Origin of the sequence: Novosphingobium bradum (genome assembly GCF_042646485.1) — a bacterium.
Taxonomy (GTDB): Bacteria; Pseudomonadota; Alphaproteobacteria; order Sphingomonadales; family Sphingomonadaceae; genus Novosphingobium; species Novosphingobium bradum.
Genome location: NZ_JBHRTQ010000007.1, coordinates 310,100 through 330,855, shown reverse-complemented (window position 1 = coordinate 330,855; position 20,756 = coordinate 310,100). Strand labels below are relative to the sequence as shown.

General features: G+C 68.2%; 18 protein-coding genes. 12 read left to right on the top strand and 6 right to left on the bottom strand.

The features are described from left to right. Positions 1–139 precede the first annotated feature (139 nt). On the top strand, positions 140–592 hold the full coding sequence (locus tag ACFOD9_RS07515) for a c-type cytochrome (protein WP_379509466.1): 453 nt from the start codon (positions 140–142) through the stop codon (positions 590–592). A 45-nt stretch (positions 593–637) separates the two neighbouring features. Here ACFOD9_RS07515 and ACFOD9_RS07510 read toward each other — a convergent pair whose 3' ends face one another. Beyond that, on the bottom strand, positions 638–1,759 hold the full coding sequence (locus ACFOD9_RS07510) for a hypothetical protein (RefSeq protein ID WP_379509465.1): 1,122 nt from the start codon (positions 1,757–1,759) through the stop codon (positions 638–640). 118 nt (positions 1,760–1,877) lie between these two features. Here ACFOD9_RS07510 and ACFOD9_RS07505 point away from each other — a divergent pair, with 118 nt between their 5' ends. From ACFOD9_RS07505 to ACFOD9_RS07485, 5 genes are all read left to right on the top strand, one after another. Further along, complete coding sequence (locus ACFOD9_RS07505; RefSeq protein ID WP_379509464.1) at positions 1,878–2,189, top strand: high-potential iron-sulfur protein; 312 nt, start codon at positions 1,878–1,880, stop codon at positions 2,187–2,189. A 115-nt stretch (positions 2,190–2,304) separates the two neighbouring features. Further along, on the top strand, positions 2,305–2,766 hold the full coding sequence (locus ACFOD9_RS07500) for a MarR family winged helix-turn-helix transcriptional regulator (RefSeq protein ID WP_379509959.1): 462 nt from the start codon (positions 2,305–2,307) through the stop codon (positions 2,764–2,766). Between the two features lie 185 nt (positions 2,767–2,951). Then, complete coding sequence (locus ACFOD9_RS07495) at positions 2,952–4,190, top strand: cytochrome P450 (RefSeq protein WP_379509463.1); 1,239 nt, start codon at positions 2,952–2,954, stop codon at positions 4,188–4,190. Further along, entirely contained in the window at positions 4,187–4,978 is a 792-nt protein-coding gene (locus ACFOD9_RS07490; protein WP_379509462.1) for an SDR family NAD(P)-dependent oxidoreductase, read from the top strand. The genes ACFOD9_RS07495 and ACFOD9_RS07490 overlap by 4 nt, the downstream gene beginning before the upstream one ends. Before the next feature lie 6 nt (positions 4,979–4,984). Beyond that, on the top strand, positions 4,985–6,064 hold the full coding sequence (locus ACFOD9_RS07485) for a dihydrodipicolinate reductase (RefSeq protein WP_379509461.1): 1,080 nt from the start codon (positions 4,985–4,987) through the stop codon (positions 6,062–6,064). A 55-nt stretch (positions 6,065–6,119) separates the two neighbouring features. Here ACFOD9_RS07485 and ACFOD9_RS07480 read toward each other — a convergent pair whose 3' ends face one another. Next, positions 6,120–7,682: a tannase/feruloyl esterase family alpha/beta hydrolase gene (locus ACFOD9_RS07480; protein WP_379509460.1), complete on the bottom strand. Its 1,563-nt coding sequence runs from the start codon at positions 7,680–7,682 to the stop codon at positions 6,120–6,122. A gap of 292 nt (positions 7,683–7,974) precedes the next feature. Between ACFOD9_RS07480 and ACFOD9_RS07475 the strand changes: the two genes are divergently transcribed. Then, positions 7,975–10,269, top strand: coding sequence for a glycoside hydrolase family 3 N-terminal domain-containing protein (locus ACFOD9_RS07475; RefSeq protein ID WP_379509459.1), 2,295 nt, complete (start codon positions 7,975–7,977; stop codon positions 10,267–10,269). Here ACFOD9_RS07475 and ACFOD9_RS07470 read toward each other — a convergent pair. Genes ACFOD9_RS07470 through ACFOD9_RS07455 form a run of 4 tightly spaced genes read right to left on the bottom strand, consistent with a single transcriptional unit; the run spans position 10,266 to position 13,954 of the window. After that, positions 10,266–10,724 carry a Zn-ribbon domain-containing OB-fold protein gene (locus ACFOD9_RS07470; RefSeq protein WP_379509458.1) on the bottom strand — a complete coding sequence of 153 codons (459 nt, stop codon included), beginning with the start codon at positions 10,722–10,724 and terminating at the stop codon, positions 10,266–10,268. The two genes, ACFOD9_RS07475 and ACFOD9_RS07470, sit on opposite strands and share 4 nt — an antisense overlap. A 2-nt stretch (positions 10,725–10,726) precedes the next feature. Beyond that, on the bottom strand, positions 10,727–11,947 hold the full coding sequence (locus tag ACFOD9_RS07465) for a thiolase family protein (RefSeq protein WP_379509457.1): 1,221 nt from the start codon (positions 11,945–11,947) through the stop codon (positions 10,727–10,729). An 11-nt stretch (positions 11,948–11,958) separates the two neighbouring features. After that, positions 11,959–12,720 (bottom strand): enoyl-CoA hydratase/isomerase family protein, encoded by a 762-nt coding sequence (locus ACFOD9_RS07460; protein WP_379509456.1) that lies wholly within the window; start codon positions 12,718–12,720, stop codon positions 11,959–11,961. Positions 12,721–12,730: 10 nt separating this feature from the next. After that, positions 12,731–13,954: a CaiB/BaiF CoA transferase family protein gene (locus tag ACFOD9_RS07455; protein WP_379509455.1), complete on the bottom strand. Its 1,224-nt coding sequence runs from the start codon at positions 13,952–13,954 to the stop codon at positions 12,731–12,733. A gap of 364 nt (positions 13,955–14,318) precedes the next feature. On the opposite strand from ACFOD9_RS07455, the gene ACFOD9_RS07450 reads away from it, so the two are divergent. From ACFOD9_RS07450 to ACFOD9_RS07430, 5 genes are all read left to right on the top strand, one after another. Further along, the gene (locus ACFOD9_RS07450) at positions 14,319–15,278 is read left to right on the top strand and encodes a LysR family transcriptional regulator (protein WP_379509454.1); all 960 of its coding nucleotides are present in this window, start codon (positions 14,319–14,321) and stop codon (positions 15,276–15,278) included. Between the two features lie 131 nt (positions 15,279–15,409). Then, positions 15,410–16,678 (top strand): amidohydrolase family protein, encoded by a 1,269-nt coding sequence (locus tag ACFOD9_RS07445; protein WP_379509453.1) that lies wholly within the window; start codon positions 15,410–15,412, stop codon positions 16,676–16,678. A gap of 250 nt (positions 16,679–16,928) precedes the next feature. Beyond that, positions 16,929–18,305, top strand: a complete 1,377-nt coding sequence (locus ACFOD9_RS07440) for a 4-hydroxyphenylacetate 3-hydroxylase N-terminal domain-containing protein (RefSeq protein WP_379509452.1) — start codon at positions 16,929–16,931, stop codon at positions 18,303–18,305. Then, complete coding sequence (locus tag ACFOD9_RS07435) at positions 18,302–19,093, top strand: enoyl-CoA hydratase/isomerase family protein (protein ID WP_379509451.1); 792 nt, start codon at positions 18,302–18,304, stop codon at positions 19,091–19,093. Before ACFOD9_RS07440 ends, ACFOD9_RS07435 begins: the two co-directional genes overlap by 4 nt. 50 nt (positions 19,094–19,143) lie before the next feature. Further along, positions 19,144–20,706, top strand: a complete 1,563-nt coding sequence (locus ACFOD9_RS07430) for an acyl-CoA synthetase (protein ID WP_379509450.1) — start codon at positions 19,144–19,146, stop codon at positions 20,704–20,706. Positions 20,707–20,756 lie beyond the last annotated feature (50 nt).

Here is a 20,756-nt window from a genome sequence, read left to right as displayed (position 1 = left end):
CCGGCCAGAGTCAATTCAAATTATGAATTATGTTGCCTTGAGGGGCTTCCCGGCCCGGTTCGGGTTGACAATTGCCTCGCAGGAAATGATTCAAGAACCGAACGATTTTCCGCACGAGCGGAACGACCGGGAGTTTGATATGCGCCTATTCCGCCTGGCGGTCCTTGGACCGGCCTGCCTTGCCGCCGCCGCGAGCGCCGCGATCACCGCCGACAACGCGACCGATGTGCGAAAGACCCGCTACCGCGAGATGGGCGCCGCTTTCAAGACCATCAGCGACCAGTTGAAGACCGGCACCCTGATCCGGGTCACGCTCAAGTCTTCGGCCCGCCTCATCGCCACTGCCGCGCGCGACCAGTATGCCTGGTATCCGGCCGGGTCCGGCCCCCAGGCCCAGCCCAAGACCAAGGCGCTGCCGGCGATCTGGTCGGACGCCGCCGGCTTCCGCAAGGCTCAGGACAATTTCCAGCGGCAGGCCGCGCTGATGGCCCAGGTGGCCGAACAGGGCGACCTGCCGGCAATCAGCGTCCAGGCCAGGGCGCTGGGCGAAACCTGCGGCGGCTGCCACCGCACCTACCGGCTGAAGGACTGATCCCGGCCCGGCCCTGACCTGCCGGCCAACCGGCCGACCAACCGATCAGGGCCGCCCGTTCAGCAGCTTGCCGCCATCGTAGACGAAGGCCGGGCGCGCCGCGATGTTCAGCGCGGTCGACACCGATGTGCACTTCCCGGCCTGGTCGGGATCGCCATCGGCAAAGAGGCCGAGCGACTGGCGCAGCGACGAGCAATCGACCCCGGCCGTGCTGGCCACGCCCGGCCCGCCGACGCGGAACATGGCGATCACATTGTCAATCGGGCGATAGCCACCAAGCGCGCCCGACAGCTCGCCATCCTTGTTGCGCGTGAGGCGCAGGCGGACATGGCGGGCGATATATTCGCCGCCGCTCGCCCCCACCCAGTTGTAGGGCAGGATGAAGTCCCCCGGATCAGTGGTGAGCACCCCGTTGCGGATCGAACCCGTCACGCGCATCCGGTAGCGCGGATTGGCGCTGAGGGTGACGCTGGAACCGGCCATCGGCACCTGCTTGGCATCGAGCGGCGGACGATCGGCCACGGCGGCGACCAGCACTTCGACGTGCGGATCATCCTGCCAGTCATCAACCCCCGCGACGACGATCGCCACCGGGTGCTTGCCCACGCTCATCGGGCCGGACAGCTCGCCCCGGCCCTTCTCGCCGATCCCGCGCCACATCGTGTTGCATCCGGTGGCGCGGTACATCTGGTTATCGACCCCGCGCTCGCCGGTCGGGCTGGTGAAGCTGTCGTGGCGGCAGGTTCCGGGCGTGGCATGGCCCGGGGTCGCGCCATCCAGGTCCATGCCCGGGGCGACCGGCCCGCGGAACGGCTTTTGCAGCGGGTGTTCGGGCGTGGCGAACAGTTCGGCATCGGTGCAGATGTCCTTCCCGCCCGGACCGAAGACATAATCGTTCTTGTAGGCGCTATCGAGCGCGGCGGCGTTTTCGGGCTTGAGCAGACGTTCGCGTTCGGCCGGCGCGCGGGTTTGCAGGTAGGCATCGCGCAGGCTGAAGGAGCGCCCGTCGGGGCAATCGGTCTTCTCGTCGCCGCGATAGAACGCGTAGCTGAGATCTGAGACGATGAAGGCCTCGGTCGAGGTGGCCGGGCTGGTCTGCGCGCTCAACAGCGGCACGATGGCCGCGCAACCGGCACCAATCGCCGCAATTCGCCAGGAAATCTGCATCAGTACTCCTCCTGCGCCAACCCTAGGCAGCGCGCCCCCATTGTCAAATGATTCAACTTCTGTACGATATCCCGACCAGCCACAACACGACTGCATGACAGGCCCTCAGGAGGCGCAATTGACCAGCACGCGCGTTGCAACTCGCCGGACTTTCCTGTTCGCCTCGATCGGCGCGGTTGCCGCCGGCGCGGCGGCCTCGCAAGCCGCACTCGCCGCCACCGGCACCTGCGCCGACCTTGACAAGCTCGCCGCCACCGGCCTGCGCCGCAGCCTCAACTTCCGCCCGGTTGCCCCCGATCCGAACCGGACCTGCAAGGGCTGCACCTTCTTCCGCGCCGGGACCGAGACTTGCGGCTCGTGCGTCCTGCTCAGCGGGGGGGCGGTCTCGCCGGGAAGCGTCTGCGATTCCTGGGCCGCGAAGGCGGGCTGAAAATCGCCCTCCGCGAACCGCTGTCGATTTGCGGAGCCGTGGTTTTGCGGTATCAAAATGGATCGCCCCCGCGGCCGGGCGGCTGGAAGGTATGATGCAGGACCAGCGATTGCCTGTGGAAACGATTCTCCTGCGCGACAGGCCCGGCCTGTCCGGCGCGGAAGCCGGGACCTTCTTCGGCGCGCTCGCCGCCGCCCGCGACAGCATGGGCGACGTGACCAGGGACATTGCCCGGGAATATGGGCTGGGGCCGCGCGGTCCCTGGCTGGTTGCCCTGATCGGTCGCGGACCGATCTCGCCCAACGAAGTGGCCGACCTGCTCAACATCGGCCGCAGCCTGGTCACCGCGGAACTGGGCCAGTTGCAGGACGCCGGCCTGATCAACCACGAACGCAGCAGCGTTGACAAGCGCCGTGTCCTGCTGACCCTCACGCCGACCGGGATGGCCGTGGCCCACCGGGTGTCGGACGGGCTGGTTGCCCTGCTGGACAACCGCCTGCCCGGCTATTCCCGCGAGGAAATCCTCCTGGTGGGCCGCGTGCTCACCGACCTTGGCGGCGGCAACCACTACGGCTGACCGGTAGCGGCTAGGCGATCTGACCATCCCGGCACATTCGTCCGCTTTGGCACAGTCCCGGCGGTTGATCGCTCGGCCCCGATGATGGACTCGTGTCGCGACTGGCGGGTGAGCCGCGCATCTATGCGCTTGCGGTTGCGCTACAGCTTCGGCAACTGATCGAAACGACAAGGAGAGGCATTTTCATGGCTGACGGACCGGCGCTCAAGTTCGATGCGTTCACGAGCGCCGATCCGCATCCGTGGCCCGCGATCGCACAGGATCGCGCGCGCTGCCCGATTGCCCACGTGGGCGGCGCCTTTCCCTATCACCAGGTCAACTCCTACGAGCTGATCCGCGAGGCCAACCGGCGCCACGAGGATTTCTCCAACCGCATGGGGGTGGTCCCGGCCGGCCCCCAGGCGGAAGGGGAGCAGGTGCTCGAATTCGCCGACCCGCCCGAGCACACAGTCCACCGCGCGCTGGTCGGCAAGGCCTTTTCGGTCGCGCGGGTGAACGAGCAGAAGGACCGCATCCAGGCCATCGCCGACGACCTGGTGGATGCCATCGCGGCGCGCGGCAACAGCTTCCTCTTGCGCCGGGAATTCTCCCGCCCCCTGCCCTCGCAGGTGATTGCCGAGATCCTCGGCGTTCCGCTCGACGATCGGGCCAAGTTCATGGACTGGACCGAGGCGGTCGAGGAAACGATCGGCGGCACGACCGCGCGCGACAAGCGCGACGATGCCCAGGGCAATCTCTACGCCTATTGCGCCGAGCAACTGGAACTGCGCCGCCGCGAGCCGCGCGATGATCTGCTCAGCGCCATCGTCCACGCCCAGGTCGATGACCAGAAGCTTTCCGCCAGCGAGGCGACCGCCATGGTCGGCCTGCTGCTGGGCGCTGGCAACGGCACCACCTCGATCGGAGTGTCCAACCTGGTCTACCTGCTGGAAACCCACCCCGAGCAGAAGGCGAAGCTGCTGGCCGACATGGACGGCCTGCTCGAATCCGCGGTGGAGGAAGGGTTCCGCTTCGATTGCCCGGTGCAGGGCAACCTGCGCGGGGTGAAGCACGATACCACGCTGGGCGGAACCGAGCTGAAGGCGGGCGAACGGATCTATTCGTTCTACACTTCGGGCAACCACGATCCCGACAAGTACGACCGGCCCGACGAGTTCCTGATCGACCGCGACTGGCGCCGCCTGCCGCGCCACTTCGCCTTCGGCTTCGGCATCCATTTCTGCATGGGTTCCGATCTTGCCCGGGCCGAGACGCAGATCGCGATCCGCACGCTCTACACCCGCCTGCCCAACCTGCGCCTGCGCGAGGGCTTCGTGGCCGAGCAGATCCCCGGCATGGTGTTTCGCACCTGGCGCGAGCTGGACATGGTGTTCGATGGCCCGGCCCTCCCCCGGCTGAGCCCGGCGGGCGAGAGCGCGGCATGAACAGCCTTGAAGGAAAGGTCGCGCTGGTCACCGGCGCGGCGCGCGGCCTTGGCGAACACGTGGCCCGCGCCATAGCGCGCGCCGGCGGCAAGGTGCTGGTCACCGACATCGCGCCCGAGGCCGAGGCGGTCGCGCGCGACATCGGGGAGGCGGCGCTGTTCCATCGGCTCGACGTGACCAGCGCACCGGCCTGGGGCGAGGCCGTGGCGGCGGCGGAAGCGGCGTTCGGGCCGGTGACCGTGCTGGTCAACAATGCGGTGCGGATGCAGTGGTCTTCGTTCGACGAGCTGGACGAGGCCGAGTTTCGCGGCGTGTTCGAGGTCAACGAACTGGGCTGCTTCCTGGGGATGAAGGCGGTGGCCGGGCCGATGCGCCGCGCCGGCGTCGGCTCGATCGTCAACGTCAGCTCGATCGCGGGGATGCATCCGGCCAGCGGCATTGCCTATTGCGCCAGCAAGTGGGCGATCCGGGGGATGACCAAGTCGGTCGCCCGCGAGCTGGCGCCCGAGAACATCCGCGTGAACAGCGTGCACCCCGGCTGGATGGACGTGCCTTCGGGCGCGGGCGCCAATCTTGACGAGGTGGCCAGGCTGCTTCCGCTGCGCCGGGTTGGTGATCCGGCCGAGATCGCCAAGCTGGTGGTGTTCCTCGCCTCCGACGATGCCTCGATGATCACCGGCGGCGAATACCTGTGCGACAGCGGGGCCATGCTGCTGGGCACGCTTGAATTCCAGCAGATCGCCCGGGCCAACCATCTGGCCGCGCAGGCCGCGGCCAGCCAGGAGTAAACGCGAATGCCGCTCAGGGTCGTCCACACCGGCACCGGCCAGATCGGCCGCGCCGCGCTTGACGGGGTGCTCAACAATCCCGACCTCGAACTGGTGGGGATGTATGTCCAGTCGCCCGAGAAGATCGGGCAGGACGCCGGGCGCTTCGTCAACCGGCCCGATACCGGCATTATCGCCACCAACGATTGGGACGCGCTGCTCGCGCTCGATGCCGATTGCCTTTCGTACCACAGCAACAGCATCGGCCGCGAGCGCGAGGCTGCCGACGACATCATCCGCTTCCTTGAGCGCGGCACCAATGCGGTGACCACGGCGGCTTTCGCCTGGGCCTATCCGCCCGAAATTCCCGAAGGGTTCGAGCACGTGCGCGAGGCCTGCGCCAAGGGCGGAACCAGCGTGTTCATGTCCGGCTCCGACCCGGGCTGGGGCACCACCGACCTCGCGCTGACCGCGCTGGCCGTGGCCGACAAGGTCGAGTTCGTCCGCATGGGCCGCTATGGCTACTGGGGCAAGCACACGGCCGAATACGTGTGCCGGCACTATTACGGCTTCGGCCAGGGGCCGGACTTCGTGCCGATGCTGGTATCCGATGGCTTCCTGCGCCAGAACTGGGGGCCGGCGCTCCAGCACATTGCCGAAGCCCTGGGGATCGTGATCGACGACTGGAATGTCGTCTGGGAAACCGACAGCCTGCCCCATGATATCGAATGCGGGTTCGGCACGGTCAAGGCGGGCACGTCATCGGTGCTGCGGACGGAATTGCAGGCGATCAGCCAGGGGCGGGTGATCGCCGTGTTCGAGCACGTGGATCGCATGGCACTCGAGGCCGGGCCGCAATGGGGCAAGCCCAACCTGCCCGGCACGGTCGCCTTCCGGGTGGAGGTGACCGGCAATCACAGCTTCATGCTGGAATTCACGACCACCGGATCGACCACGCCGGAAGGCTATGCCGGCCCGCTGGAATACCTTGGCGGCAAGAGCACGGCCATGCCGCTGATCAACGCGATCCCGCTGGTCTGCGCCGCGCCGCCCGGCGTGCTGGGTCCGCGCGACGTGCCCTTTGCCGGGGCACGGCACCGACGCTGAGGGGCGCGCTGAGCGGCGCCTGCGTCAGGTCAGGGCCAGCGTCAATCAGACGGGTTCAGCGTCGCCGGGCGGTCGGCGCGACGCAGGTGTAGCTGCGATAGTCGGAACTGTCGCCCACGCGGTTCCACCTGGCCTGGTTGGGATAGACGCACAACGGCCGGCTCATCACCATGCCCTTGGCGGGATCGCCATCGGTGTACTTGACCGCCACCAGCCTCGCGGGCGCCTGTCCGCGTTCGACCCAGGCTTCGATGGCCGAGATGGCATCCTGGCCCGGACCGGTCGCCGGCTGATCGGCCGGGCGCTGGGCCAGGATATTGTCCGCCCCCGGCCCGCCGCTACAATGCTCGACGCCGGGCAGCAGGAACAGGCGATGGAAGCGATCGACCTCGGCCTTGGCCCGCGCCCACGATTTTCCGCCCGCCCGGTGGCGCGCGATCAGGGCGTCTTCGTACTTTATCATCTTGGGCATCGGGAAATCGTTGAGCCCGACATAGGCGATCATCTTGCCGCCGCGCGCGGCGAAGCCCTGGAGATATTCCTGCCTGGCGCTGGGCACATACATCGAGCGGGTCATGAACGAGACCATGTCGGTCATGGCGGCCGAGGCGGCCGGGCTGGCCGCGCCGCCTTGGGTATCCCCGCTCAGCGCCTTCCAGTAGTATTCGGCGCCCCGGCTGTGGCCGGTGGCATAGGCCTGCTTGAGCATGACCGCCTCGGCCGGCGAGAGGCACTTGTCGGTCTGCCCCGGGCGGCAGACCAGGCTGGCCGGATCGAACCGGCACTGCTTCGGATCGGCGATCACGCCATCGCGCACGCCATCATTGGCATCGCACTGGGCCACCGCCGCATCCGAGACCATCCGGGCCTTGGCCTTGGTGAAGCCAGGCTCCCTGGCGAGGATCGGCGCGATATAGGTGATGTCGCCCATGGTCGGCCAGGGCTTGCCCGGCACGATGTCGCGGTTGAACAAGAGCGGCGAGGCGCCGGCGATGATCCCGTCATAGTCGTCAGGATGGAGCCAGGCGGCGGTATAGCCCTGGACGCCGCCGGCCGAACAGCCCGACCAGTAGGAATGGCGCGGCGCGGCGCCATAGAACCGTGCGACCACCGCCTTGCTGGCCACCGTGGCGAGGTGATCGGCGCGTTCGCGGAAATCGATCACCTTCTCCGGCTGGTTGACCGACCAGGCCATGTCCGTGCCCTTGTGGCCGCGATCGCTACCGAACACGGCATAGCCGCGCTGAACCATCCGGCCCATCGCGCCATAGAAGATCGCGCCGGCAAGGCCGCCATTGCCCACTCCGGCGAAGCGGCCGGCATAGCCCTCGGTGGGCAGCCAGACCTCGAAGTTGATTTCCGATGAGGGCGTGGGCGTGAGCACGCCCGCGACCCGGCAGAACGGCCGGGTCACCGTCCCACCCTTGGCCCAGGGAACGGCAAAGGGCGGCGCGACCGGCGTGGCCGAGCGGATCCTGCCATCAGGAAGCGCGAACGAGGTCAGCGCGGAGCAGGCATCGGCCGGCCCCTGGGCGGCGATCCGCGTGGGCAGGCCCACGCCATAAAGCAAGGCGCCCACGCCCCCCGCCACTGCCACGAATACCCTGGTCCGACGCATGGCGCCCTCCTTCAAAATGATCACGCCATCAGCGGGCCAGCGGCCACCCTAACCCCAAACCCCGCGCCGTTCACGCGGTTTCGGCTCGCTTCGCCAAAAGTGCGCGCGCGCCAGCACGAGACCAAGTGCTTGTAAACACTGGCCTGCCATCCTGGCCGCGCGAGCCAGTCGCAGCTTCGGCTTATCGAATCAACCGCGAACTGATAGTCATTCGCAAGCCGCCGCTCTTGCAGTGCCCGCACGCGGCAAGCCACTTTACGATGGTAGCGCAATCATTCCGATAAGGACGCATATGAGAAGATTGGTCAATCGCGGCACGATTTCGGCTGCGATCATGATGGCGACACTGGTTTCGCAAGGCGCCTCGGCACAGACGCGCGCGCCCGCGCAGGGCCAGCCCGCCAGCCAGGCAACCATCGCAGCGCGCGCCGATGCGCTGATCGCGCAGATGACGCCCGAGGAAAAGGCGGCGCAGCTCGTCACCTATTTCTACATGGGCCAGTCCGCCGCCAGCGACCAGCGGGTCAAGAATGGCGCCGGATCGTTCCTGTTCCTGACCGACCCCAAGGAAATCAACCGCTTGCAGCGGGTTTCGGCGGAACAGTCGCGGCTGAAGATCCCGCTCCTGTTCGGGTTCGACGTGGTCCACGGCCTGTCCACCATCTTCCCCGTGCCGATCGGCCAGGCGGCATCGTGGGACCCCGCGCTGGCCGAGCGCAACCAGGCGGTGGCCGCCGCCGAGGCGCGCGCGGTGGGCCTGCACTGGGCCTTCGCGCCGATGGTCGACATCGCCCGCGATCCACGCTGGGGCCGCATGGTCGAGGGCGCGGGCGAGGATCCCTATCTGGGCGCCGCGATGGCCGCGGCCCAGGTCCGCGGCTTCCAGGGTGCCGACTATGGCGCGCCCGGCCGGATCATCGCCGGGCCGAAGCACTTCGCGGCCTATGGCGCAGCGCTGGGCGGGCGCGACTATGACGAGGTCAACGTTGCCGATGCCGAGCTGTGGAACGTCTATTTCCCGCCGTTCAAGGCCGCCATCGATGCCGGCGCGGGCAATATCATGAGCGCCTACATGGGCATCAACGGCATCCCGGCCCCCGCCAACCACTGGCTGCTGACCGATGTCCTGCGCCAGAAGTGGGGCTTCAAGGGCTGGGTGGTCAGCGACGCCCAGGCGGTGATCAACCTCAAGACCCACGGCCTGACCGCCGACGGGCAAGGCTCGGCCACCCAGGCGCTCAACAGCGGGCTCGACATGGAAATGGCCTTCGCCGCTCCCGCCTTCGCCAACCTGCCCAAGGCCCTGGCGGCGGGCCAGACCAGCCAGGCGACGATCGATGCCGCGGTGCGCCGCCTGCTGGAGGCCAAGCTGCGGCTTGGCCTGTTCGAGCATCCCTATGTGGATGAAGCCAGGGCGGACAAGGTGCTGCGCTCGCCCGCCCATCTCGAAGCGGCGCGCATCGCCGCCGAACGGTCGGCCGTGCTGCTGCGGAACGAAGGCGGCCTGCTGCCGCTCGACCGGCGCAAGCTGCGTGCGGTGGCGGTGATCGGCGGGCTGGCCGATTCCCCGCAGGACAGCAATGGTCCCTGGGTGTTCGCCCAGAACAAGCCGGCCACGCAAAGCCTGCTGGAAGGGCTGCGCGCCAAGCTGGGCAACCAGGTGACCGTGACCTATGCCCCCGGGGTCAAGCTGCCCATCCGAACGAACCCGTCGCAATTCGATGCGATGGGTCCGGCCGTCAAGCGCCCCGAGCCTCTGGACGATACCACGGGGATCGCCGAGGCGGTCAAGGCCGCGCAAGGCGCCGACGTGGCCATCGTCGTGGTTGGCGAAGCGCAGAACATGATCGGCGAACAGGCCTCGCGCTCGACGCTGGATCTCCCCGGCCGCCAGCAGGAGCTGCTCGATGCCGTGGTGGCGACCGGCAAGCCGGTGGTCGTGGTCCTGCTCAACGGCCGGCCGCTCGACCTCAAGGGCACCAAGGCCCAGGCCATTCTCGATATGTGGTATCCCGGCTCGCGCGGGGGCACGGCCACCGCCAACCTGCTGCTGGGCGATGCCGTGCCCGGCGGCAAGCTGCCCTTCACCTGGCCGCGCAACGTGGGCCAGGTGCCGCTGACCTATGCTCACCTCGCCTCACACGATCCGGCCAACGTGGCCAAGCGCTACTGGAACGAGGCCGGCACCCCGGCCTATCCCTTCGGCCATGGCCTGAGCTATTCCACCTTCGCCTATTCGGGGCTGTCGATCGACAAGGCCCAGATCGCGCCGGGCGGTTCGGTGACCGTTTCGGCCGAGGTGACCAACACCGGCACCCGCACGGCGGACGAGGTGGCCCAGCTCTACATTCACCAGCGCACCGGGACGGCCGCCCGGCCCGTGCGCGAACTGAAGGGCTTCACCCGCGTCACGCTCAAGCCCGGCGAGGTCCGCAAGCTGACCTTCAGGCTCGGGCCTGACGAACTGCGCTACTGGAATGCGGCGGCCAGGGACTGGGTGAGCGACGAGGCCGTGTTCGACGTCGCGGTCGGCACCGATTCCACCGCGGCCTTCGGCGCCAGCTTCGCGGTGAAGGCCGGCTCCTAGGCCCGCAAGCCATGGCCCGGGCCGAGCCGACCGCTCGGCCCGGGCTCGGCCGGGGCGAATACCGGCAGTTGAAAGCGCCCTGCATCGTCCTCGCAAGGGATGAACACGAGGCTTGCGCCCTGCCCGATCGCCACATCGGGCCAGGCGAAGCCATGGGGGTTGGAAAGGAACAGGGGGCCGTCGTCCAGGTCGACCAGGATCACGTCCCAGGGGATGGGGAACTGGCCGGCGTAATAGTCGCGCGCGAAGCTGCACCAGGAGGCGATCCGGCCACGCCCGGACAGGCGCTCCCAGGCGAGGGCCGCACTGCCGCAGGCCTCGCAGGATTCGACCGCCGGCCAGGCCCATTGCCCGCATCCGGCGCAGCGTTGCAGGCGCAGCTCGCCCGCGGCGCACCAGGCCCAGAAGGCATCGTGCGCGCCGCCCAGGATCCGGTTTGGTCGTCGGGATACCATGATCACTCCCCCCGCCGCAGGACCAAGGGATGCGCCCGGTCGGTCTGGACCAGCGAAGTCAGCGACAGGCGCAGGTCCCTGACCTGGCGCGGCCCGGCCTCGTGGCGCAACTGGCGGACGGCTTCGGCCACCTGGCTCCACCCCTGCATATAGGAGCCGGACAGGTTGCCGCCGGACAGGTTGGTCGGCAGGCGCCCGCCCAGCGTCATCTGGCCATCGCGGCAGAAGGCAAGGCCGGTTCCCGGCGGGGTGAAGCCATAGCCTTCGACCTGGTTGACGAGGTGGATGGTGGCCGCGTCATAGCCTTCGAAATGGCCCACGTCCGCCAGGCTGGCCCCGGCCATGGCCAGCGCCTGGCCGCCCGCCTCGCGCATCTGCCCGGCCAGCCGTTCGCGCACCATGGCGTGCATCTTGTCGTGCTTCACGCGCGCTTCGCCCCAGCCGGCGACCAGCACCGGGGCATGGGCCATGGCGCCGGCCAGATCGGCGCGGCGCACGATCAGGCAGACCGCGCCATCATTCACCAGGCACAGGTCGAGCAGGCGCAGCGGGCGGACCACCATGCGCGCGGCGAGATAGGCGTCCATCGTCAGCGGCTGGCGCATGATCGCTCCGGGGGTGGCCCGGGCGTGTTCGCGCACCTGGATGGCGAGGGCGCCCAGATCCTCCTCGCGGGTGCCATGGGCCGCCTGGTAGGCGGCCAGCATCAGCGCCCAGTGCGCGGCCTGCGAGCTGAAGCCCCAGGGGTGGTGGTAATAGTAGGAGGGCGGCGAATCCGCGCTTTGCCGATCGGTCAGGCCGCCGAACTGCCGCCCGATCGAGCGCGAGGCGACCGCGAAGATCATGGCGACGGTATCGGCCTTGCCCGCCGCGATATCGGCGCAGACCACCGGCAGCGGGCCAGCCATGATATTGCCGTTGGCGATGCAATAGGGGACGGTGAGCCCCAGTTGCCGGGCGAGGTCGGCCGGTTCCGGCCCGCCGAAGGTGAAGGACAGCGACAGCCCGTCGATCTCGGCGCGATCAAGCCCGCTGTCGGCCAGGGCGCGGGCGAAGGCGATCTCGCACAGGCTTTCGACCGTGGGCGGCTCGTGCCCCGGGGCGCGGGCGCGCGCCGCCGCATAGTCGGCATCATAGTCGGTCTCGCCGATGCCGACGATCGCCGCCCGGCCGCTGAGCTCGGGCGACGGCCGGGGCAGCGCGTGGATGACGCCATAGGTCATCGCCCGGAGGGTCAGCCTGCGCGGAAGATGGTGCCCAGCGCCTCGTGCGCCAGGCCGCTGGGCAGGTCATCGAACATCTTGCGGCGCAGGTCCTTGACCAGCAGCGCGCGGGTATAGCGCAGCATCGGCAGGGGATGGCGGGCCAGCTGCGCCGCCAGCTCGCGCGCGCGGGCCATCAGCCGGTCGGCCGGCAGGACCTCGGCCACGACGCCGAGCCGCCGCGCCTCCTCGGCCCCGATGACCTCGCCGGTGAGCAGGAAATAGCGCCCCCGGTTGGGGCCGAGCAGCATGGGCCAGACCACGTGGACGCCATCGCCGGGGACCGTGCCGTTGATGGCATGGGCATGATCGGCGAAGCTCGCGTGTTCGGCGGCGAGGACAATGTCGCACAGGGCGGCCAGTTCGGCATGGACCAGCGCCGGACCGTTGACCGCCGCGATCATCGGCACCGGGATCGCCAGCAGGTTGCCCAGCAGCGAAACGCCTTCATCGTAGAGCCGGGGCCAGAGCGCAGCCATGGTCGGCTCCGGGTGGATCAGCGCCGGGTCGAAGCCATCGAGGAAACTGTCGCCGGTGCCGGTGAGGATGACGACCCGGTTTTCGGGATCGCCCGCCACATCCCGGAAGGCCGGCCCCAGTTCGCCATGGAGCGACTGGGCGGACGAGCCCCATTTCGCCGGCCCGCCCTGGTGGTGGAGGCGCATCTCCAGCACGCCGCCTTCGCGGGTGAATCGAATGGCCTCATACTTGTCCGCATAGTCGCTCAGCCGCATGGCCCATTCCTCATGCCACGGCCCCACAGGCCTTGAGTTGTTCGATTTCGTCCCATTCGAGGCCGAGTTCCATCAGAAATGTCTCGGTATGCTCCGACGCCTGGGGCGCCCGGGTGGTCTGGACCGGGGCATGATCGAACTGGACCGGGTTGCGGATCAGGCGGATCGGCTCCCCGCCCGAGCCTTCCACCTCGATGATCAGGTCATTGGCGAGAACCTGTTCGTCGGCGACCACCTCGGACTGGCTCTGCGCGGGCGCCCACTGGCCCTTGAGGGTCTTGAGCCGCCGGCACCACCAGGCGAACGGCTGGGCCGCGAAGGCATCGCGGATCGCGGCGCCGGCCGCTTCCCAGTTGTGCATCAGTTCAAGGTCGGTCGAGAAGCGCGGATCGTCGGCAAGCTCGGCGAGGCCGAGATGCTCGAAGGTATCGCGGATGTAGGTGCCGGGGGTGAGGATGCACAGGTTGATCACCCGGCGATCGGCGGTGAGATAGTTGCCGATGAAGGGATTGCCCACGTTCGCCCCGGACCTGGGCAGGTCGGCGCGCTTTTCGTAGCCGTAGTTCATGGTCAGGCACAGGCCGCCGGCCTGCATCCAGGTGGCCGTGCCCAGCAGCGAGACATCGACCTCGGTGGCCTTGCCGGTCTGGCCGCGGTGGAACAGCGCGGCGGCGATCCCGCCGGCGATGTTCATGCCCCCGATCGTGTCGCCGAAGGCCGGGATGGCCTGCATCATGATCCCTTCCAGTTGCGGCGGGGTCAGCGCATGGCCCAGCCCGCCCCGGGTCCAGCAGGCAGTGGCATCGAAGCCGCCGACCTCGCGCTCGGCCCCCTTGTCGCCATGGGCGGTGCCGCGCGCGTAGATGATCGCGGGATTGACCGCGCGGATATGCTCGACATCGATCCGCAGCTTCTGGCGGGCATCGGGCAGGAAATTGGTGAGGAACACGTCCGCGGTGGCGGCGATGCGATAGAGCAGTTCCAGCCCCTCGGGCGTGGCGATATCGAGGCCCACGCTGCGCTTGCCGCGATTGGGATGTTCCATCACCGTGTTGCGATCGGCCGGGATTTCAAGCGCGGCCATCCGCAGGAAACCGCGCTGGGCATCGCCGCGCAGCGGGTGCTCGATCTTGATGACATCAGCCCCCCAATCGGCAAGGACCGCTCCGGCCGCGGGCACGAAGGTATATTGCGCCACTTCAAGGACGCGCACGCCCTCCATCACCCTGGTCATGTCAAAGCCCTTCCCCGTGGTGTAGCCGGTGCGAAACCGCTGGCGACAGGCGCAAGACCATGGCGCGCGTTCATCTGGTGGCCTCCCCTGCCGCCGGCATCCTGGCCGCTGCTTGTGGTGGATCGCGGATCGGCGAACCGGCCCGAACGCTAGCGAGACGGCGCGAAGGCGGGCCAATGCAAAGTGCGGCAGGGGGTTATAGAGATCGGGCATAGCAACCAGGCCGATGCGGCTTGCCATGGCCGCCGGGAAGGGTGTAACCACTTCATAATATTGCCGGGGACGGTGCCGGCGCAGCACCGACGCAAGCAGGATGGAGAGGCAGGATGGCGGCTGGCCCGGTGATCCGGCCAAGGGTGTTGCGATGGACCTGAAGCGGTTGCGCTACTTTGCGAAATCGGCCGAGCTGGGCTCGATCAACAAGGCGTCCGAGGCGGTCCTGATCAGCCAGCCGGCGCTCAGCCGCCAGATCCGCCTGCTGGAGGAGGAGCTGGGCGCCAGGCTGGTCGAGCGGCACAGCACCGGCATCACCCTGACCGAGGCGGGGCGCGAGTTCTGCGCGCGCATCCTGCCCCATGTGGCCGCCATCGACGAGGCGGTGCAGGCGATCCGGCAGAAGGCCACGGCCGGCAAGGCCGAGCTGACCATTGCCCTCTCGCCCGACATTGCCGCGCTGATCGCCGCCCGCATCCAGGCCCAGGCCAGGGAAGCCCTGCCCGGCCTGACGCTGAGGCTGCTGGATTCGCACGTGGGGGTGACCGCCAGGGCGATCCACAGCGGCGAGATCGACGGGGCCATGGTCTATGGTCCGCGCCCGCACTGGCAGGCGCTGGAATGGGGCGGATTGCTCTCTGGCGTGGAGGAGCACGAGCTGTTCATCGACGAATATGTGCTGGTCGGCCCGCCCGACTGCCCGCTTGCGGCCGGATCGACCATCCGCTGCGCCGACCTGGCCGGCTACAAGCTGGCGGTCAGCGGTCGGCAGGGCCAGCACTACGATGCGCGCAAGGCATTGGACAAGCTGGCCAGGGCAGCGGGCGGGCGGATCGAATTCATCGAGCTGAACTCCACCGGCGCGCGCAAGAACCTGGTGGAATCCGGACAGGGCTTCGCCTTCTTCCCCTATACCGACATCTACAAGGAAATCCGCGACGGGCGGGTCAGGCGCTACCGGCTGGATTCGATCACGGTGCAGCGCCACGCCTACCTCGTGGTGAACCACCAGTGCCCGCACAAGGACATGGTGGCGAGGCTTGCCGGGATGTTCAGGGCCGAGATCGGCCGGGTAGCGGGCGAGATCGGGCACGAGGTGCGGATCGCCTGAAGCCGGGCGCGGGCGGTATAACCGCCTTCGATAGCGCGCCGCCGGTTTTGTATTGGGCGGTGCGGGCCGCGCTTCCTATCCTGCCGGGCCTGAGCGCGACGATCGCGATCGCGCGGACCGGGAGCAGGCCGATGGCTGAAGGCGAGACGAACGAGCTGGCGAATGCCGCCAAGATGTATTGGGCGGCCGAGGGCTATGCCCCCGGCGGGACGATCCGTGCGGTCGACTATGCCACCCAGCGCGGCGGCGCCCACGCCCTGTTCGAGGGCATCAGGATTGTCGACTGCGACACCCACATCACCGAGGCGCCCGACCTGTTCACCTCGCGCGCGCCGGCGAAATACAAGGACCAGGTTCCCCGGCTGGTCCGCGATGCGAACGGTTCGCACCGGTGGACCTGCGGCGGCCGCGATTTCGGCTGGACCGGCGGCAACGTGATCACCCCGGATCACCAGAAGCTGCTGGGCCGGCTGGCCTTTCCCACGCTGGAGGAAGGCCACGAGGCTTCGTGGTGCATGAAATCACGGGTCAGGCTGATGGACGAGATGGGGGTCTGGGCGCACATCGCCTTCCAGAATTCCGGGGTGACCCAGGCTGGCTCGCTGATGGCGCTGGGCGACAACGAGCTGGGCCTCACCATCGTGCGGATCTTCAACGATGCCTCGGCCCAGAACCAGGCGGAATCGGGCCAGCGCGTGTTCCCGATGGCCCACCTGCCCTATTGGGACCGCGCCGCGATGATCGCCGAGGCGCACCGCTGCCTTGACCTCGGGCTGAAGGGCTTCGTGCTGCCCGACAAGCCGGAGAAGATGGGCACCCCGCGCTATACCGACGAATGGTGGGCGCCGCTGCTCTCGCTGTGCAACGAGACCGGGACGCCGATCAGCTATCACATCAATTCGGCGATGGACCCCAGCATGGTGATCTGGGAGGGGCTTTCCTTCGAGCGCAAGCTCACGGTCTATCCGATCATGTATTCGCTTTCGTGCGCCGCAACGCTGGGCAACTGGATGGTCTCGGGCCTGCTCGACCGTTATCCGAAGCTCAAGATCGGGCTGATCGAGGCCGGGATGGGCTGGGTGCCCTTCGTGCTCGAAATGCTGGAGCACCAGTTCGACGAGATGATGCCCAATTCCGCCGCCTTGCTTGACAAGCGGCCGTGGGAATATTTCCGCGAGAACTTCTGGACGACCTTCTGGTTCGAGCGGATCGGCCCGAAAACGCAGCTCGAGACGGTGGGCGTGGACCGGGTCCTGTTCGAGACCGACTTCCCGCATCCCACCTCGCTCTATCCCGATGTCCAGGCCCGGCTGGTCGAGGTGCTGGGCGACCAGCCCTACGAGATCCGCAAGAAGGTGCTGCAGGACAACGCCTCGCGGCTCTACAACCTCGGCCTCTAGGCTGGACGGGCCGGGGCGCCCGCCCTGGTTCCGGCCATCCGGTTCCGGCCATCCCGGTCGGTTCGGGCCGCTCCCGCGGGGCGGACATCCGCAAAGCCGCTTGCCAAGCCCCCGGCGTAATAGTAACGCGCCGTTCTGTTACTGTCGTCCGCCACCGGACGGCGGAAGCGGGCGCGCACGGCGGCCCCCTGGCGACAGGGCAAGGCGGCAAGGTCGGCGGCTCGCGGGTTCCAGGGAGCAAGGCCGGCAAATGGACGGAAAAGCCTATATCGCATCGCTCGACGACGGGCGCCGGGTCTATGCGGACGGCCAGCGGGTTGGCGACATCGCCAGCCATCCGCATTTCGCCGGGACGGTGGCGCGGATCGCGGCGACCTATGATCACTTCGACCGCAATGCCGAGGCCAAGGCCCGGTTCTTCACCCCGCCCAGCGATGCCGAGGGGATGCGCGCCCATGCCGCGATCCACACCGACGGGGCGACCCACACCACCCACAACGCCCTGATGACCCTGCTGACCGCGGCCGACCGGATCGCCGAGGCCCGGCCGCAGGGGCGCGATGCCATTCTGGCCTATGTGCAATATGTGCGCGACAACGACCTGCGCGTGGTCGAATGCATCACCGACGCCAAGGGCGACCGATCGAAGCCCCCGGCCCTGCAGGAAGACAAGGACGCCTATCTGCGGGTGGTGGAACGCCGGCCCGACGGGGTGGTGATCCGCGGCGCCAAGCTGCACATCTCGCTGACCTCGGTGAGCCACGAGATGATGGTCATCCCGACCAAGGGGATGAAGCCGGGCGAGGAGGACTATGCCATCGCCTGCGCCGTGCCGGTCAACGCGCCCGGCGTGTCGGTGGTGGACGTGATCAATGGCGCGCCGCCCGAAGGGGCTGATCCGCGCGACTTTCCCTTCGCCTTCGAGAAGGCGGTGCCCCAGGGCTTCGTGATCTTCGACGATGTGTTCGTGCCCAACGAGCGGATCTTCCTTGACGGCGAAGTGAAGCAGGCGGCCACTTTCGCCCATTCGCTGGGGCTGTGGGTGCGCGCCTCCTCGATGATCTCGCTGTGCGACGGGTTCGACCTGATGATCGGCCTCGCCCAGCTGATCGCCGAGGCCAACGGGCTGGAGAAGATCGAGCACATCAAGCTCAAGATCGCGGAGATGATCATCACCGCCACCCTGGTGCGCGCCACGCTGGAAGCCTCGATGGTCCACGCGAAAAAGCTGGACAACGGCGCGCTGGCACCCGACGAAGTCTATACCAATGCCGGCAAGTATCACGCGGCGGCCAACTACGGGATCATGGTGCGGAACCTGATGGACATCGCCGGCGGATCGGTCATCACCGCGCCCTCCATGCGCGATCTCGAGAACGCCGAGATCGGCCATCTGGTTCGCAAGTACATGGGCACCAAGCAATCGGTGGATGGCACCTACCGCACCCGCCTGTTCCACGCGATCCACGACATCACGGCCAGCGCCCAGGGCGGCGCGAAGCAGGCTGGCCTGCTGCTTTCGGGCGGCGGCCTCTATGCCCAGAACGTGGTGACCCGCGGCCGCTACGACATGGCCCGGGCCAAGGCCATGGCGCTGGAGGCCATCGGCCTGGCCGAGGCGCCGTGACCTACGAGGCGATCTCGGTAGACCATCGCGGCGCGGTCGACTGGCTGACGCTCAACCGGCCGGACGCGCTCAACGCGCTGTCGCTGCGGATGATCGCCGAGCTGCACGACTACTTCGACCGGCTCTACCACGACGCCGAAACCCGGATCGTGGTGCTGCGCGGGGCCGGCCGGGCGTTCTGCGCCGGGATCGACCTCAAGGAAACGGGCCGCGCCAAAGATGCCCCCTTCGCCGGTGGCTTCAAGGCCCAGTCCAACCTGGCCGATCTCTACACGAAGATCCGCCGCTGCCCGCAGCCGATCATCGCCCTGGTCCAGGGCGCGGCCTGCGGAGGCGGCTTCGCCCTGGCGCTCGCCTCGGACATCCGCATCGCCGGCGAAAGCGCGAAGATGAATGCCGCCTTCATCCGCGTCGGGCTTTCGGCCTGCGACATGGGGGTGAGCTATTTCCTGCCCCGGCTGGTCGGCCTGTCGATCGCCTCGGAGCTGATGCTGACCGGGCGGTTCATCCACGCCCCGCGCGCACTCGCCACCGGGCTGGTATCGGAAGTGGTGCCCGATGATGCGCTGGAAGCCGCCGCGCAGCCCTATATCGACGAGATGCTCGCCACCAGCCCGATCGGCCTGCGCCTGACCAAGGAAGGGCTGGGCCTGTCGGTCGATGCGCCCAGCCTCCAGGCGGTGATCGCGCTGGAAAACCGCAACCAGATCCTGGCCGGCAATACCGACGGGATCAAGCACCGCATGGCCGACGTGCTCGGCAAGGCCGGTTCGGCCCGGCCAGACTGAGCACACGAACCGAACGAACAAACAGGCGCGGGCAAGGAAAGAGGACGGGTATGTATCCGGGCATCTACGCGAAGACCACTCCCGACAAGCCGGCCGCGATCCGCCCGGCCACCGGGGAAGTGCTGACCTATGCCGAGCTCGACGACCGCTCCAACCGGCTGGCCCACCTGCTGCGCGCGCACGGGGTGGAGCGCGGCGGCCATGTGGCCATGTTCGTCGAGAACAGCCTGATCTATTTCGACGTGATCTGGGCCTGCCTGCGGGCCGGGCTCTACGTTACCCCGATCAACACCCACCAGACCGCCGAGAACGCGGCCTACGTGGTCGATGATTGCGATGCGACCGTGCTGATCGCCTCGGCCGCGCTGCCCGCTTCGGCCGAACTGGGCCGGCTGTCGCCGCGCTGCACGCTGAAGCTGGCGGTGGGCGGCGCGCTTGACGGTTTCGCCGATTACGAGACATCGCTGGCCGGCCAGCCCGCCAGCCCGATCGCCGACGAATCGATCGGCAGCATGATGCTCTATTCCTCGGGCACCACCGGCCGGCCCAAGGGCATCCTGCGCCCGCTCATCCCGGGCCACCCGGCCGACGGCATTCCCGCCGTCCGCTCGCGCCCGCTGCTGTTCGGCTTCGACAGTTCGACCGTCTACCTCTCGACCGCGCCGATGTATCATGGCGCCCCCTTCGGCACCTCGGCCGGCGTGCAGAGCGAGGGCGGCACCGTGGTGCTGATGGAGCGCTTCGATGGCGAGCTGGCGCTGCGGCTGATCGAGGAATACCGCATTACCCACAGCCAGTGGGTGCCGACCATGTTCATCCGGATGCTCAAACTGCCGGACGAGATCCGCACCCGCCACGACCTGTCGAGCCACCGCAGCGCGATCCACGCCGCCGCCCCCTGCCCGATCGAGGTCAAGCGGGCGATGATCGACTGGTGGGGGCCGATCATCGACGAATACTATTCGTCGAGCGAGAACACCTGCATGACCCTGATCGGCAGCGCCGACTGGCTGGCCCACCCCGGATCGGTGGGCAGGCCGCGAACCAACCCGATCCACGTCTGCGACGAGGAAGGCCATGAACTGCCGCTCGGCCAGCCGGGCCTGATCTATGGCGAACTGGGCGCGGCGGCCTTCCGGTATCACAAGGACCCGGCCAAGACCGCCGAGGCCACCCACCCCTTCCACAAGGACTGGATGACCAGCGGCGATGTCGGCTATCTCGACGAGGACGGGTTTCTCTACCTTACCGACCGCAAGGCCTTCCTGATCATCTCGGGCGGCGTGAACATCTATCCGCAGGCGATCGAGGATGCCCTGGCGCTCCACCCCAAGGTGGCCGACGTCGCGGTGATCGGCGTGCCCAACGCCGATCTTGGCGAAGAGGTGAAGGCCGTCGTCCAGCCGGCCCCGGGCGTGGAACCCTCGACCGAAGTGGCGCAGGAACTGATGGACTTCGTGTGCGAACGGCTCGGCCGGCAGCTGACCCCGCGGTCGGTCGACTTTACCGAGGAATTGCCGCGCCTGCCCACTGGCAAGCTCGCCAAGAAGGCGCTGCGCGACAGCTACTGGGGCGGCCCCCAGGGCGCCACGCCGATCGCTGCCCGGATCTGAGCGCCGAAGAAATCCGGGCGCCTTGCCGTCGCTCCTCGCCGGCGCGATCG

Excerpts from the sequence above, each read along its gene's own strand:
- ACFOD9_RS07515 (WP_379509466.1), top strand. The coding sequence starts at position 140 with ATGCGCCTATTCCGCCTGGCGGTCCTTGGACCGGCCTGCCTTGCCGCC.
- ACFOD9_RS07510 (WP_379509465.1), bottom strand. The coding sequence starts at position 1,759 with ATGCAGATTTCCTGGCGAATTGCGGCGATTGGTGCCGGTTGCGCGGCC.
- ACFOD9_RS07495 (WP_379509463.1), top strand. The coding sequence starts at position 2,952 with ATGGCTGACGGACCGGCGCTCAAGTTCGATGCGTTCACGAGCGCCGAT.
- ACFOD9_RS07490 (WP_379509462.1), top strand. The coding sequence starts at position 4,187 with ATGAACAGCCTTGAAGGAAAGGTCGCGCTGGTCACCGGCGCGGCGCGC.
- ACFOD9_RS07485 (WP_379509461.1), top strand. The coding sequence starts at position 4,985 with ATGCCGCTCAGGGTCGTCCACACCGGCACCGGCCAGATCGGCCGCGCC.
- ACFOD9_RS07480 (WP_379509460.1), bottom strand. The coding sequence starts at position 7,682 with ATGCGTCGGACCAGGGTATTCGTGGCAGTGGCGGGGGGCGTGGGCGCC.
- ACFOD9_RS07475 (WP_379509459.1), top strand. The coding sequence starts at position 7,975 with ATGAGAAGATTGGTCAATCGCGGCACGATTTCGGCTGCGATCATGATG.
- ACFOD9_RS07470 (WP_379509458.1), bottom strand. The coding sequence starts at position 10,724 with ATGGTATCCCGACGACCAAACCGGATCCTGGGCGGCGCGCACGATGCC.
- ACFOD9_RS07465 (WP_379509457.1), bottom strand. The coding sequence starts at position 11,947 with ATGACCTATGGCGTCATCCACGCGCTGCCCCGGCCGTCGCCCGAGCTC.
- ACFOD9_RS07460 (WP_379509456.1), bottom strand. The coding sequence starts at position 12,720 with ATGCGGCTGAGCGACTATGCGGACAAGTATGAGGCCATTCGATTCACC.
- ACFOD9_RS07455 (WP_379509455.1), bottom strand. The coding sequence starts at position 13,954 with ATGACCAGGGTGATGGAGGGCGTGCGCGTCCTTGAAGTGGCGCAATAT.
- ACFOD9_RS07450 (WP_379509454.1), top strand. The coding sequence starts at position 14,319 with ATGGACCTGAAGCGGTTGCGCTACTTTGCGAAATCGGCCGAGCTGGGC.
- ACFOD9_RS07445 (WP_379509453.1), top strand. The coding sequence starts at position 15,410 with ATGGCTGAAGGCGAGACGAACGAGCTGGCGAATGCCGCCAAGATGTAT.
- ACFOD9_RS07440 (WP_379509452.1), top strand. The coding sequence starts at position 16,929 with ATGGACGGAAAAGCCTATATCGCATCGCTCGACGACGGGCGCCGGGTC.
- ACFOD9_RS07430 (WP_379509450.1), top strand. The coding sequence starts at position 19,144 with ATGTATCCGGGCATCTACGCGAAGACCACTCCCGACAAGCCGGCCGCG.